Raw genomic sequence first — 15575 nt, forward strand, 5'->3', positions numbered from 1 at the left:
AAAGTCAAAATAAGCAAAATCGAAGGAGGAAACAAATGTATAAAATAGTTGAAAAAAGAGAGTTAGCACCAAACATAATGCTTTTGGATATAGAAGCACCAAGAGTAGCTAAATCAGCAAAACCAGGACAGTTTGTAATAGTAAAGACAGATGTAAAAGGAGAAAGAGTACCTCTTACAATTTGTGATTATGATGCAGAAAAAGGAACTGTTACTATAGTAATTCAAGCTATAGGATGTTCTACAAATAAAATGGTGTCCTTAAATGAAGGAGACTATATTGCTGACTTTGCAGGTCCTTTGGGCCAACCATCAGAATTTATACATGAAGATATAGAAACCTTAAAGAATAAAAAAATAATATTTGTAGCAGGTGGTGTAGGAGCTGCACCAGTATATCCTCAAGTAAAATGGTTGAGAGAAAATAACATAGATGTAGAAGTTATAATTGGAGGAAAAACTAAGGAATATCTTCTTCTTATAGATGAAATGAAATCCCTAGGTGCTGTTGTACATACTTGTACAGATGATGGTTCATCAGGTTTTAAAGGCCTTGTAACTAATCTTTTAAAAGATCTTATAGATAAAGGAAATAAATACAGCGAAGTAATAGCTATCGGACCAATGATTATGATGAAATTTGTAGCTAAGCTTACAAAGGAATATGATATAAAAACAATAGTAAGTTTAAATACACTTATGGTAGACGGAACAGGTATGTGTGGTGCCTGCAGAGTTACAGTAGGTGACTCAACTAAGTTCACTTGTGTTGATGGTCCTGAATTTGATGCTCACTTAGTAGACTTTGATGAAGCTATGAGAAGACAATCTCTTTACAAGAGTGAAGAAGGAAGAAAACTTATAGCTGAAGAAAAGAAAAAAGGACATACTTGCAGCTGTATGGATGAAAACAAAAAAACACCAGATAGAATGAAAAGAACACCAATAAGAGAACAAGATCCAAAGGTAAGAGCTAAAAACTTTGATGAAGTTTGTTTAGGCTACAGTAAAGATGAAGCTGTAGAAGAAGCTCATAGATGTTTAAACTGTAAAAAGCCTTTATGTGTTTCAAAGTGTCCTGTATCTATAAATATACCAAACTTTATATCTAAGGTTAAGGAAGGAAACTTTGAAGAAGCTGCTAAAATAATATCAGAGTCCAGTGCACTTCCAGCAGTATGTGGAAGAGTTTGTCCTCAAGAGAGCCAATGCGAAGGTAAATGTGTACTTGGAATAAAAGGTGACGCTGTAGCTATAGGTAAGCTTGAAAGATTTGTAGCAGACTGGTCAAGAGAAAACAATATAGATCTTTCAGATAGAAAACCTAATAATGGTAAAAGAGTTGCAGTTATAGGTAGCGGTCCTGCAGGACTTACTTGTGCAGGAGATTTGGCTAAATTAGGTTATGATGTAACTATATTTGAAGCATTGCACGAAGCTGGCGGAGTTTTAGTTTATGGAATTCCAGAATTCAGACTTCCAAAGGACACTGTAGTTAAGCATGAAGTAGAAAATGTTAAAAAACTAGGTGTTAAAATAGAAACTAACGTAGTAGTAGGAAGAACTGTTACCGTAGATCAACTTTTAGAGGAAGAAGACTTTGATGCTGTATTCATAGGTTCCGGAGCAGGATTGCCAAAGTTCATGGGAATACCAGGAGAAAACTTAAATGGAGTATTCTCAGCTAATGAATTCCTAACAAGAAATAATCTTATGAAAGCTTTCAAAGAAAATTATGATACACCTATAAAGGCAGGCAAGAAAGTAGCTGTTGTAGGTGGAGGAAACGTTGCTATGGATGCTGCTAGAACAGCATTAAGACTTGGAGCAGAAGTTCATATAGTATATAGAAGATCAGAAGCAGAACTTCCAGCTAGAGTAGAAGAAGTACATCATGCAAAGGAAGAAGGCGTAATATTTGATGTTCTTACAAACCCTACAGAAATCATAGGTAATGAAAATGGATGGGTTAAAGGCATGAAGTGTGTAAAAATGGAACTTGGCGAAGCAGATGCATCGGGAAGAAGAAAACCTGTAGTTGTTGAAGGCTCAGAGTTCATATTAGATGTTGACACTGTAATAATGTCTCTTGGAACATCACCAAATCCATTGATATCTTCAACTACAAAGGGCTTAGAAATAAATAAGCATAAATGTATAGTAGCAGAAGATGAAACAGGAAAAACTTCAAAGGATGCAGTATATGCAGGTGGCGACGCTGTAACAGGAGCTGCTACAGTAATACTTGCTATGGGGGCAGGTAAAAAAGCTGCTAAGGCTATAGATGAATATTTCAGCAAATAAATTAGTTGTAAAATAAAAGATTTATTAATAATCCCCAGAAGTTCTTATTGAACCTCTGGGGAACTTTTTATCCTTCAAAGCAATTCAAACTATTTTCTATAAGTTAACACCGATACTCATTAAAATTATTTCAATGTAAAATCCTGTTTTTACATTAAAAAGAATAAGGATTATAATATAAAGCATAACTTACATATTTAAATAGTTAAAAGGAAGTGATACAATTGTTAACTGTCCAAGAGAAAGCAATTAAATACGCCAAAAAAGTTCAAGGCAGCTTTTTAGTTAGAAATCGTACTAATAGCGTAACTTGTTGATCAGGAACTACGACGAAAGTCACGAGTCTCAGTGTTGAGATTGTAAAAAACTTTAAAAAAGAAGAAATTCATGATGAATATGAATATAACGGAGTTAAAATTTACGTGGTAAACAGTTTAATCTTAAAGGAAAATGCTTATATTTTTATGCTTCCTAAGTTTCCATTCATCAAGCCTATTTTTGATGCAAAAGGAATAGAAATAAAACGATATTAAGTTATACTATACTACCTTTACCATTACTTTTTCTCCATTAATATCCTGTTCTCCATTAAACTTAAATCCGAATTTCTGGTATAGATGTAATGCACACTGATTGTCATCATAAAGGCTTAGATAAATTTCATCGCAATGATATAGTTTGACAAGGTGTGCAATTAATGCTTCTAACATTATACTTCCAAGTCCTTGTCCTTGAAAGCGCTCATCAATTAAATATCTATCCAGCCACACCCTTCCCTTCTGACCCTCTCCTGGAAAAAATCCATACATTGCAAATCCGACCAAAATCCCATCTTGGTAAAGTCCTGCTGGTTGGTAGTAGTTACATTCTACGGCATCTTCCAAACATTGTTTTGTAGATTCCACATATGATTTTTGAGGTGTACTTACATCCAAAGCTAAAACCTCTTTTAAGTTCTCTTTTGTAACCGCTCTAATTTCGATATTCATATATTTCCTCCTTAAGACTAGACTGCATTGCAGAAGGATTATACTTCTGCTGCTACCTTATTCGCAAACTGACTATTATAAAGTTTCTCATAAAATCCCTTTTTATCAAGAAGCTCCTGATGCTTTCCTTGTTCAATGATTGTTCCCTTTTCCATTACTAAAATCAAATCTGCATCACGTATAGTAGACAATCTGTGGGCAATCACAAAGCTAGTTCTTCCTTGCATCAAATGGTTCATTGCTTTTTGGATTTCTACTTCGGTTCTTGTGTCAACACTGGACGTTGCTTCATCCAGAATCAGAATTGATGGATTGGCAAGTATAGCTCTTGCAATAGTGAGAAGCTGTTTTTGCCCCTGAGATACATTAGAGCCGTCCTCATCTAAAATTGTTTGATAACCCTGGGGCAAGGTTCGGATAAAATGGTCAGCACGAGCAGCCTTTGCTGCAAGTATCACGTCGTTCAAATCCGCATCCAATCGGCTGTAGGCGATATTATCCTGTATGCTGCCGTGAAAAAGCCATGTATCCTGCAGCACCATTCCAAACATAGTTCTTAGCGAACTACGGCTCAGCTCTTTAATATCTACGCCATCAATAGTAATTCTTCCACCCTGAGTTTCATAAAACCGCATGAGTAGGTTGACAAGAGTTGTTTTTCCTGCTCCTGTGGGGCCAACAATGGCAATTTTATCTCCAGAATTTAAATTGATATTAATATCCTTCATCAGAATATTGTCATTGCTATAACCAAATTCCACATGTTCAAATACAACTTCTCCTTTAGGATTTTTAATAAGCTTACTATTTAACATATCTGGAGTTTCTTCTATCTCGTCCATTATTTCAAAAACACGCTCTGCTGATGCTACAGCAGATTGAAGCATATTTATAATATATGAGATTTCTGTCATTGGCTCAGAGCACATGTCCACATATTGAAGAAATGCCTGAATGCTCCCCAGCGTCATGTTTCCCTGTACTGCGAAAATACCACTGATAACAGCAATGATAACATACCCGATTTTTTCTAAAAACCTGATAAATGGAGCAATTGAGTAAGCTGAAAACTGTGCTTTTCTGTTTGCATCATATAATCTCTGATTTATCTTTCTAAAAGCTTCCAATGAATCCTTTTCTCCACTGAAGGCCTTAATGATAAGCTGCCCTGTAAATGTTTCTTCAATGGTACTGTTTAATTCACCGAGAATTCGCTGATTATCTGAAAAATATCCCTCTAGTTTATGTGAGATTCTCGTTGTTACAAGCATGGACACAACAAGCGTTATGATAGCAATTAGTGTAAGAACTGGGCTGATTGTCATCATAATAATTATGGCAATTATGATAGTTACTACGGAAGTAATGAGCTGCATCAATCCTTCCTGTAAGCTATCCGCAATTCTCTCCAGGTCATTGGTGGCACGACTTAATATGTCACCTTTTTTGTGGGTATCATAATATTTTAGTGGTAAACGATTGAGCTTATCACTTAATTCTTTACGCAGACCCAAGGTAAGATTTTGTGATACACCTGACATCATATATTGCTCGAAATATTTAAATAGTGAAGTTAAAATGTAGATTATTAGTAAGATTCCAATAATCTCTCCCATTGTGCTAATATTCACACTGAATTTCACACCGGTTTTCATAGATGCTTTGATGCCGTTATACAGCTGGTCTATAGCTTTTCCCATTACCAAGGGCGCAGCAATGATAAGTGAAGAACTGATCATCACTGAAATTAAAATTGCCAAAAACCTGAATTTTTGTTTTGCTAAAAGCTTTATCAAGCGCAGAGTAGTTCTCTTTGCATTTTTTGCTCTCTCAATTGAGGTATCTCCAATACCATTATCCTCCATTTTGATTTCCTGGTTTATATTCTCCTTCATAGTGACCTCCATTACTGTTAAATCTGCTAGGCTTCGCTAAGTTGGGAAGCCGCAATCTGTTTATAGACATCACAGCTTTTCATTAATTCCTCATGTCTTCCGATGCCTACAATTTTTCCTTCATCTAGTACAATAATTCTATCTGCATCCATTATGGTACTAATGCGCTGTGCCACAATGATGGCGGTGGAACTGCCTATTTCACTTTTTAGTGCTCTTCTAAGCCTTGCCTCGGTCTTAAAATCAAGAGCAGAAAAGCTGTCATCAAAAATGTATATTTCTGGCTTACGAATCAACGCTCGTGCAATTGACAAACGCTGCTTTTGACCGCCTGACAGGTTATTGCCGCCCTGTGCAACATGTGAGCCATATCCATTTTCTAGACTAGTAATAAAATCATGAGCCTGAGCTGCCTTCGCAGCATGCTCTATCTGATCTTGTGTGGCATCCTTTTTACCATATCTGATATTCTCTTTTATTGTTTCGCTAAAAAGAAATGCTTTCTGAGGAACAAGTCCAATTTTATCCCGTAGCTCTTTTTGTGATAAATTACTGATGTCTGTGCCGTTTACCATAATACAGCCGCTTTGAACTTCAAAAAATCTCGGAATCAGTTTTGCTATCGTTGATTTTCCCGATCCAGTACCTCCTATGATTGCTGTGACTTCTCCTGATTTTGATTCGAAGCTCAAATTACTCAGCACTGGTTCCTCTGCATCAGAGTATTGAAAGGTAACACTCTGGAACTCAAGATGAGCATATTCTCTTCTTTTCAAATGTTTTGAGCTTCCGTCTGTGATTTCAGGAGCTATAGCAAGTACTTCATTAATTCTGTCGGCGCAGGCCTGTGCACGGGGAATATACATAAACATCATGACACCCATAATAAGGAAATACAAAATAAGAAAACAGTATTCTGCCATAGCCATTATATCGCCAATCTGCATATTACCCTTCACTACTCTTTTTCCGCCAATCCATAGAATACAGACAATCCCCAAATTCATAATCATCATAATCGCTGGAATCAAAATAGCAATTATTTTATTTACTTTAATAGCATTACCTGCATAATCAGCAGCTGCTGTATCAATTCTGCCTTTTTCATATTTCTCACGATTAAATGCACGAATAACGCGAATGCCTATAATCGTTTCTCTAAGAATACGATTGATATTATCCATTTTAATTTGCATCAACTTAAAAAGAGGAATAACCTTTTTTCCTAACAAAAAGGCAATTAACAAAAAGGCAATCATAGTTGTCACAATAATTAGCGCCATTACCTTATCCTTTGCAAAAGCGAGGCACAAGCCTCCTATGGCCATGATCGGTGCAGGTAGTAACATTTGAATAAACATTACTGTAGTTTGCCCAATTAAGGTAACATCGCTGGTAGTTCTTGTGATCATGGAAGCCGTGCCTATTTTATTAAAGTCATTTATGGAAAACTCCTGTGCTTTTATGAACATTGCTTCTCGGATATCCTTTGCAAATCCAGAAGAAAGATTCGCAGACAGCCGAGAGCCTGCCACAGCAGACGCTGCCGTTAGCTCTACTGTTAGCAGCATGAATACTCCTGTTTTGATAATATATGATATATCTCCTTTTGCCACACCGTTGTTTACAATTTCAGCGGTAAGTGCTGGAATATATAAGGTACCTAGTGTCTGTAAAAATGTAAACAATAATATAACAATAACTACTTTTTTATAAGGCTCTAAAAAACGAAACAATCTTAACATATGAATCTCCTTTTTGTTGCATTTGCTTGTTGCTAGTTTTATAATAATGTATAACGTAACCAGATAGTCAAGAGGAGATGTGAATTATGAATAAAAGTTTACATAATTATTTTACAACAGGAGAATTTGCAAAGCTTTGTGGTGTAAATAAAAGAACCCTTTTTCACTATCATGATATCGGATTGTTTTGCCCTGCTATCATAGATGAAAATGGGTACCGTTATTATTCCTACCGCCAGTTTGATGTTTTTTTAATCATATCCATACTAAAAGAATTGAATGTTCCGTTGAAAAAAGTAAAAACATATCTTGATGAAAGAACAGCTGAAAGATTAATTAATTTATCAAAACAAAAAATCACAGAGGTTGATAGGGAAATAGAGAAGTTACTTACAATTAAACACTTATTGGAATAAACTATTGTCTTTACAAATAAGGGAATACAGGCAGATTACAATAGAATCATACTAGAGGAGCAGGAAGAAGAATACATAGTCCGTAGCGCTTTGCTAAAAGAAGAAAGTAATAAGGATTATATAAAATGGATGTTGGAGTTCACTAGCTTTATAAATAGCACTCAGTCAAAAGATACTTCTTTTGTAGGTACAATGCTTAGCAAAGAGAATATTGCCAATAGCAATTACAACAATTATTCTTATTTTTTTGCAAAAACAGATAACAAACATATCCTCCCCTCAATTGCTTTGAAACCCAAAGGTTTGTATGCCGTCGCTTATCACCGGGGAAGTTATGAAACTACATATAAAACTTATGATAAACTATTAAATTTTCTTGAAAAAAACCACTTAAGTATGGGTGAATTCGCCTATGAGGAATATCTTTTAGACGAGGTTGCTGTTAAGAGTGAAAATGATTATATTACACAAATTACAGTTGCTGTTGAAAAAATGTAAGTTAAGAATTGCATAAATTATAAGCAGAGTTATGAATATATCCGCTAGCTAAAAATCCACATAATGGCGACTCAATCTTAAGTATCGATAGTAGCTTTGCTTTAAGATAACGTTGGAAAGCTACTTTCAAAGAACAGCTATAAAGAGAATAGGACTATATACAAATTTATATATAGTCCTAAGGTTTTTTATCTTTTTATATACCTAAATAATCCTTATCTATAGTTATAATTGCATTGTAATTTGGATACAATTTTTTCAATTTAAAATTTATATCTTTTTGTAAGCTAAGTTCTTCACGTTTTGTAAGTCTGTGATCAGCACCAATTACTATATCAAAGATTAAATTCTTATTTTCTCCTTCACCTACCACTCTAAAATCATGAAAAGATTTTACTATAGGAACAGTTTTCAGTGTCTCTGTAAGTTCTTCTCTGGCCTCTAGTATTTCCTTGTCGTCAGTATTGATAGGATCCATATGAATTGCCAAATAAATATCCAAGTCGGTAGATATTTCTTTTTCTGCTCTATCTATGATTTCATGTATTTTAACTATTGGTATATTTGAAGGAATCTCAGCATGAATAGATGCAATAATTCTTCCTGGACCATAATTATGTACCAGTAAATCATGAACTCCATTTATATATTCATATTCTAAAAGCATTTCTTGTATGCTTTCCACAAGCTCCTTTTCTGGTGCAGCACCAAGAAGAGGATCTAAAGTATCTTTTATTAAATTAAAGCCAGCATAAAGAATAACTAAAGAAACAACCATACCTATATATCCATCTATAGGCAAAGACGTAAATCTAGAAGCCAAAAGAGCAAGTGCTACTGCTGAAGTAGAAAAAACGTCACTAATAGCCTCTACACCTGAGGCTCGAAGTGCAGAAGAATTTATCTTATTTCCTATATCCTTATAAAACCTGCCAAGCCATACTTTAAGAACTATAGATATTAGCAGCAAAATAAATGGTATAAGAGAAAAACTAACAGGAGCAGGGTTTTTAATTCTATTAAAGGAGCTTTTGACAAACTCATACCCTACCATCATAACTAAAAATGCCACTATCAATCCTGAAATGTACTCAATTCTACCATGTCCAAAGGGATGTTCTCTATCTGCAGGTTTTCCGGATAACTTAAAGCCGAAAATAGTTACAAGTGATGATGCTACATCTGAGAGATTGTTGAAGGCTTCTGCTGTAACTGCAATGCTGTTTACAGCAATTCCCACGGTAAACTTAATGCCAAATAGAGTCATGTTTATCAATGCCCCCATTATTCCCCCAAGGTATCCATACCTCTCTCTCACTTTTTTACTTTTAGTATCAGAGTAACCTCTTACAAACTTATTTATTAAGAAATTAGAAATCATTGGTACACCTCGTTTAAAATCATTTAGTTACTATTAACTTTTCCCAAAACAATATTAACAATACTATGCAAATTTCTCTAATATATAAGTATAATCTATAGCAACATACACTGTGCTGTAAGGAAAACTCGTCCTTAAAAATAGGCATTTGAAGAATATATTTGCTATAAAAAAGAGCAGTTTTAATTCCGTTTTTCGGAACAAACCACTCTCTGTTTTGAAAATATGTTATATCTAAGCTTTAGGCATCTTTGACTTGTTATTTTCTTGCAGATGCCTTATAAACTTTTCCTAAAGCATCTGCAGCAAATATAGCAGCATATACATCATCACTAGTCACCTCAAAAGGCATGTTGTGGATAGTTTCACCTTCTGCACAAGAAGCTTCTGCTACTTTTCTTATTTCTTCTTCCTTTATTTCAGCTACTCCCATTTCTTCTAATGTAACTGGAAGACCTAAACTAACGCATAAATCTATAACCTCTTTTATTTCTTCTACAGGGCTATTTTCTAGTACTAGCTGAACGATTGTACCAAAGGCTACCTTTTCACCATGGTATAAATGATGACACTGTTCTAAAACAGTAAATCCATTGTGTATTGCGTGGGCTGCAGCTAACCCAGCACTTTCAAATCCTACACCACTTAAATAAGTATTTGCTTCAACAATATTTTCTACTGCTTCAGTACATACATTGTTTTCTACTGCTAATTTTGCCTTTAATCCGTCTGATATTAAAGTCTCATAACAAAGCTTTGCAAGTGCGAAAGCAGCCTTTGTAGCTTTTCCACCAGGCATATTTGTTGCATTTGATCTTACACAAGCTCTAGCTTCAAAGTATGTAGCTAAAGCATCCCCTACACCCGAAACTAATAATCTTGCTGGTGCTTTAGCAATGATTTCTGTATCAACTAATACTAATTCTGGATTTTTAGGTAAAACCAAATATTCGCTAAATACCCCTTCATCTGTATAAATTACTGAAAGTGCGCTACATGGAGCATCTGTAGCTGCTATAGTTGGTACTATTGCTACTGGCAGTTTTTCATAATGAGCTACAGCTTTAGCTGTATCAAATATCTTTCCTCCACCTAGTCCTACAACTACATCACAGCCTTTTGATTTAACTATATTACCTAATCTCTCTATTTCATTTCTTGAACATTCTCCATTAAAAGCTTCAAATACTAAATTAACATTTTCACCTTTGAAACTTTCCTCTATTACAGATTTAACTCTTTTTATTCCATTTGGACTTGCAATAATAAAGAATGATTTTCCTAAAGTTTTAGTATGCTCTTTTATTCTTGTTAATTCCCCTCTTCCTTGTACATATTTACTAGGTGCTATTATGATTTTTGACATTATTTATTCCTCCCTTTTTCTTCTTAAAAACATATATTTTATTGCTATATAAGATCTAAGGCATATAAATTTATTTTGTATTTAATAAGTAGTTAATTTATCCGATGTCTATCGCCACTAACACCCAAACTTCTTAAAGTTGGGGATAAGTGGCGCTACGACCCTGGATAACGGCTTCTAAGCTTCAGATAGAGTTTAAAACTCCACCTGAAGCCAAGAATCCTGTTTATAACAAGTACTGTAATAACTCTTTATTCGGAGCTGATATGACAGCCTTATTTACTAGCATTCCACTTTCAGCTGCAGTATTAGCTCCTACGGTTACGGCATTTTTAACCGAACTTATTTCACCAGTAAGAGTTACAAAGGCTTTTCCACCAATTCCAACTCCTAATCTAACTTCTATTAATTCCACATTGGCAGCTTTAACTGCCGCATCTGCAGCAACAACAGCAGAGGCAATACTAAAAAATTCTAGAACTCCTAAGTCTCTCAATCTTTCAACATCACTAGATCCATTAATTGCAGGAATTACCTGGGGATGAACATTAGGTAAAAGTAATTTGTTAACTACATATTGTTCTCCTACAGCCTCTCCATGTTTAATTGCTGCTTCCACAGCTCCTACGTTTCCTGTGACTAAAACAACATATTTACCAGGACAGATAGTTTTAGCCAAAAGCAAAGTTACTTCTGCAGCTTTAAGCATTTCATCTGCAACTTCAATTCCTCTAGCTATGCTATTTAATTCCATCATACCTATAGTTCTTATCATTTTCCTTCTCACCTCCATTTAAGTAGCCTTTATTGATATATCACTGTTTATTTCAGAAACTACACCGCTAATACTTGCATGAACATTAGCTCCCATTTTTCCTTCCTCTACAATTCCTATAACCTGTCCTTTTTCAACTATATCCCCTACATTAACAATAGGATTTGTATCTGCACCTATGCCCTGCCTCAAAGGAATTCTTACTTCTATAGGATTTATTTCCTCATTCTCTAACAACCTTTGTCTTTTATATTTATTTAGTTGCAATCTTACAACTAATCTTTCTGTAGGTATTTTCCTATATTCTCTTAATACCTCTGCAGTAAATTTGTCAGTCTTATTCTCCCATCTTATTCCTTTTTCTCTTAATTTACCTTTAAGATAAACATTTATTCTTTTCGGAGACAGTCCCATAGGACAAGCGTATAACTCACATACCCCGCATTCACAGCAAATTAAAGCCTCTTTAATTGTCATATCATTCATTTCGTCTAAAGCAATATTTCTCATGATTTTATGTGGATTTAAAGGATGTCCAATTAGATTTCTTGGACACATTTCCGTACAAAAATGGCATTGTATACAGGCTGCTTTAGCTTGATTCTTCATATGTTCGATAGTTACCTTTTCTCTTTCAACTAGATAGTGATTTTTGGGTATTACTATTATGGCACCGTCAGTCTTTGTGATAACCCTGCTTTCTGCTTCACCCTTTGAAATTTTCTTTCCCATCATAGGACCACCCATTATTAGGTCATAATCCTTAATTGTTGCTCCACCGCACTTTTTTAAAACTTCTCTAACTGATGTACCTATAGGAACTTTTATAATGGAAGGCTTATCTATCTCACCTATAACCGTAACAAATTTATAGATAACAGGCTTATCTTCCATAGCCTCAAATACATTAAAAACAGTGCCAGAGTTTGAAACTACTGCCCCAACATTTAAAGGTATTCCTCCTGGTGGTATTGTTTTGCCAATGACTTCATAAACCAAAATTTGTTCATCCCCTGCGGGGTAAAAGGCTTTACTTAAATGTAGCTCTGCCCTAGAGTTAAACTTTTCTATTGACTTCTTTAAAGCCTTTATTTCTTCAAAATACTCTTCTTTTAAACCTATAACAATGTGCATTGCACCAATTAACTTCCCTATCTCTTCTGCAGCCTGTACTATTTCGTCACTCTTATTTCTCATCATATACTTATCTGACTGAAGTAAAGGCTCACATTCTAATCCGTTTATTATAAAATAATCGACCTTACAATTTAACTTAACATGGGTTGGAAAACCTGCACCACCAGCACCTATCACTCCAGAGGCCTTTATTTTTTCAAGTAAATCCACTACTACACCACCCCTCTTTTAGTAATTATTTACCAGCCTATGACTTTTATTAGAGGACAGTTGACAGTGGATAATTGACAGTGAAGGTGAGTTTTCTTCCTTACGTCAGAAAACTATTATATTTTTTAGACTTGTTTTGCTAATGCAAAATATCGCTAACTTAAGCATATATCCAAAATCTGTGATTTTGAGATGGTCGCTTAAGCAGAGAACCCAAATCTTAAGCAGATATCCCAAATCTTTGTTTTGGTGATAGTCGCTTACACAGCGTGCTGATTTGGAGTGAATCGCTTACACAGAGTGTACTCCTGCGAAACAAAAGAGCAGTAGTTTGTTTTAAATTAAAGATTTTTCGTAGTGTAACGGAGAAAAATCCTCATTCACTGTCCTCTGTCAATTGTCAACTGTCCTCTAAAAATAATACTTCGTATTATTTTTATTACACGATCCTGAAAGATTCCACCATAGCGCATCTTCTCTGTCTGGTAAAGGAAACTGCGTTAGTTAATCCCTCTCCTGTAGGGCCTGCTATAGTAAAGGTTGTATGGCCTTCTCCACCAAATCCAATACCTGCATAGGATGGTGCGTTCTTTACAAATATTGTAGTGTCTATAGTTCTCGCCATTTTAGTTAAGTTGTCTATATTTTTGGAGTGCATCATAGCTGTATGTCTGTTTCCATATTCATCTTCTACTGCAAACTTTAATGCTTCATCAAAGTCTTTAGCCTTAACTATAGGTAATATAGGCATCATAAGCTCTTCTTGAACAAAGGGATGACTATTTTCTGCTCTATATATTAGGCATTCTATGCCATTCATATTGTTCTTCCCTATATTTTGTAGCAAGTACTGAGCATCCTTTCCTACAAAACTTTTATTTACAGAATAAGTATTCTTTTCTTTGTTGTGTGCTAAAACTAATTGAACTATTTTTTCTGCCTCTTCATCAGTTAATTCATATACCGCTCTATTATTTTTCATTTCTTTAATTAATTCTTCATAAACTGCTTCCACTACTATAGCTTCTTTTTCTGCTATACAAGGCAAATTATTGTCAAAGGTGCAACCTGCAATTATATCTCTAGCAGCTTTCTTTATATCTGCAGTTTCATCAACTACAACTGGTGGATTTCCTGCTCCAGCGCCTATAGCTTTCTTTCCTGAGGAAAGAACCATTTTAACTATAGCAGGTCCTCCTGTAGCAACTACCATTCCTATTTTTTCATGATTTAACATTACATTAGTGCTTTCTAATGAAGGCTTATTAACTGAAGTTATTAGATTGTCTGGTCCACCAGCTTCTCTTATTGCTTTATTTAACTCTCTAAGCATGGTTAAAGATGAATTAAATGCTCCTGGGTGCGGTGAAAATACAACAGTGTTTCCTGCTGCAAGCATGCCTATACTATTACAAGCCACTGTAGCTGCTGGATTAGTAGATGGTGTAATAGATCCTATAACACCAAAAGCACCATGCTCTACAAGTGTAAGACCTTTGTCTCCTGTGTAAGCCTTAGTTTGCAATACTTCCGTTCCTGGCGTTTTTTCTGCTGTTAATTTTAACTTAAGATATTTATGATCTATCCTGCCCATCCCAGATTCTTTAACACAAAGAGTTGCTATAGCCATAGCGTTATCTAATATAGCTTTTCTCATAGCAGCTATTAATTTTTCACGCTGTTCAATAGTATACTGAGAGTATTTTTTCTGTGCCTCATAGGCAGCTTCTATAGCTTCCTCCATAGTATCAAATACTCCATCACTAACCTCTGATTTTATGTCTCTTTTGCTCATTTCTTTTAAAACTTTTTCTATTATAAGTGATAGCTCACTAGTTCCTAATTCCATTTAAAAGTACCTCCTCGAAAATTTCTACTCCATATTTAGCCACTTCCATATCCTGTTGAAGGGTTCCACCGCTGATTCCTATAGCTCCAACTATTTTTTCTTCTATTTTTAAAGGAACTCCTCCACCGAAGGTAACTATCTTTTTCATATTATTAATTCCATAAAGATCCCCTTGCGGTAAGGATGCTTCATGCAGCTCATGGGTAGCAGTTTTAAGTGCTGCAGCAGTATAGGCTTTTTTCACAGCTACTTCTAAACTTATTAATAGAGAATCATCCATGCGTTGAAGAGATATAATATTTCCATTAAAATCTGTAATACAAATAACCATAGGTGTCCCTATTTCATAAGACTTTTCTATACACCTTTTGGTTATGTATTCCGCAGTTTCTCTGCTAATCATCATTTTATTTATTATTTGTGCTCTAAAATTCTTATCTATCTGACTATTCTCTTTTAAACTTTTTACCTTTTCCTCAGCCTTTTTAATTATATCCTTATAATCAAAATACCTAGCTATAACATAAATAGCATCGGATAGTCTATTTACATACCTCATCAAATTTTCACTAATATTATAGGAATTTTTAAGCTCTGATATATACCTTTCCGCTCTCCTTACATCTGTTCTTGCCACATCAAGATGAGCTGATTCCTTTGTGCCGCCAGGTATTATAAATCCATTTTGATAAGGTTTTAATCCATCTAATTTGTCTATAGTTTCTTCAAGAAATCTTATTTCCTCATCCGCTACTCTAACTTTATAATAATCTGTTCCTAAGGATGCAAGTTCAGCACCTACCTCAAAAAGAGTTCTTTGAATTCTTAGAAGCTTTTTTTCTAGCTCTCTTTCCTCTATATAAGCTCTTGCTACTCCAATAGAGGAATTTGCCTCATCTATGCTTCCATAAGCCCATACTCTTAAATCATATTTCTCCGCTCTATCTCCACCTACAAGGCTAGTGCTTCCATTATCTCCGGTTTTAGTGTATATCTTCATTTTATCACCAC

The 15575-nt window shown here is 35.0% G+C and carries 12 protein-coding genes; 3 read left to right on the plus strand and 9 right to left on the minus strand.

The features are described from left to right. Positions 1-35 precede the first annotated feature (35 nt). Entirely contained in the window at positions 36-2303 is a 2268-nt protein-coding gene (locus I6U51_RS16945; protein ID WP_211143752.1) for a bifunctional dihydroorotate dehydrogenase B NAD binding subunit/NADPH-dependent glutamate synthase, read from the plus strand. A gap of 539 nt (positions 2304-2842) precedes the next feature. On the opposite strand, the gene I6U51_RS16950 is transcribed toward I6U51_RS16945, so the two are convergent. Genes I6U51_RS16950 through I6U51_RS16960 form a run of 3 tightly spaced genes read right to left on the minus strand, consistent with a single transcriptional unit; the run spans position 2843 to position 6932 of the window. Next, entirely contained in the window at positions 2843-3292 is a 450-nt protein-coding gene (locus I6U51_RS16950; RefSeq protein ID WP_211143753.1) for a GNAT family N-acetyltransferase, read from the minus strand. A 38-nt stretch (positions 3293-3330) separates the two neighbouring features. Beyond that, positions 3331-5187, minus strand: a complete 1857-nt coding sequence (locus I6U51_RS16955; protein WP_211143754.1) for an ABC transporter ATP-binding protein — start codon at positions 5185-5187, stop codon at positions 3331-3333. A gap of 26 nt (positions 5188-5213) precedes the next feature. Then, the gene (locus I6U51_RS16960) at positions 5214-6932 is read right to left on the minus strand and encodes an ABC transporter ATP-binding protein (protein ID WP_211143755.1); all 1719 of its coding nucleotides are present in this window, start codon (positions 6930-6932) and stop codon (positions 5214-5216) included. Positions 6933-7018: 86 nt separating this feature from the next. Between I6U51_RS16960 and I6U51_RS16965 the strand changes: the two genes are divergently transcribed. Continuing rightward, a complete protein-coding gene (locus I6U51_RS16965; RefSeq protein ID WP_211143756.1) occupies positions 7019-7348 on the plus strand; it encodes a MerR family transcriptional regulator in 330 nt (109 codons plus the stop codon). A gap of 90 nt (positions 7349-7438) precedes the next feature. Then, positions 7439-7846, plus strand: coding sequence for a GyrI-like domain-containing protein (locus tag I6U51_RS16970; protein WP_211143757.1), 408 nt, complete (start codon positions 7439-7441; stop codon positions 7844-7846). Positions 7847-8042: 196 nt separating this feature from the next. Here the strand turns inward: I6U51_RS16970 and I6U51_RS16975 are convergent, their stop codons facing one another. From I6U51_RS16975 to I6U51_RS17000, 6 genes are all read right to left on the minus strand, one after another. After that, positions 8043-9227 carry a cation diffusion facilitator family transporter gene (locus tag I6U51_RS16975; protein ID WP_211143758.1) on the minus strand — a complete coding sequence of 395 codons (1185 nt, stop codon included), beginning with the start codon at positions 9225-9227 and terminating at the stop codon, positions 8043-8045. A gap of 259 nt (positions 9228-9486) precedes the next feature. Then, a complete protein-coding gene (locus tag I6U51_RS16980; protein ID WP_211143759.1) occupies positions 9487-10593 on the minus strand; it encodes a glycerol dehydrogenase in 1107 nt (368 codons plus the stop codon). A 226-nt stretch (positions 10594-10819) separates the two neighbouring features. Next, positions 10820-11368 carry a BMC domain-containing protein gene (locus tag I6U51_RS16985; protein WP_211143760.1) on the minus strand — a complete coding sequence of 183 codons (549 nt, stop codon included), beginning with the start codon at positions 11366-11368 and terminating at the stop codon, positions 10820-10822. Between the two features lie 18 nt (positions 11369-11386). Then, positions 11387-12715, minus strand: a complete 1329-nt coding sequence (locus I6U51_RS16990; protein ID WP_211143761.1) for a 4Fe-4S dicluster domain-containing protein — start codon at positions 12713-12715, stop codon at positions 11387-11389. A gap of 439 nt (positions 12716-13154) precedes the next feature. Next, positions 13155-14564: an aldehyde dehydrogenase family protein gene (locus I6U51_RS16995; protein ID WP_211143762.1), complete on the minus strand. Its 1410-nt coding sequence runs from the start codon at positions 14562-14564 to the stop codon at positions 13155-13157. Next, entirely contained in the window at positions 14548-15564 is a 1017-nt protein-coding gene (locus I6U51_RS17000) for a cob(I)yrinic acid a,c-diamide adenosyltransferase (protein ID WP_211143763.1), read from the minus strand. The genes I6U51_RS16995 and I6U51_RS17000 overlap by 17 nt, the downstream gene beginning before the upstream one ends. Positions 15565-15575: the final 11 nt, after the last annotated feature.

Source organism: Clostridium aciditolerans (assembly GCF_016316925.1).
Lineage (GTDB): Bacteria > Bacillota > Clostridia > Clostridiales > Clostridiaceae > Clostridium_AM > Clostridium_AM aciditolerans.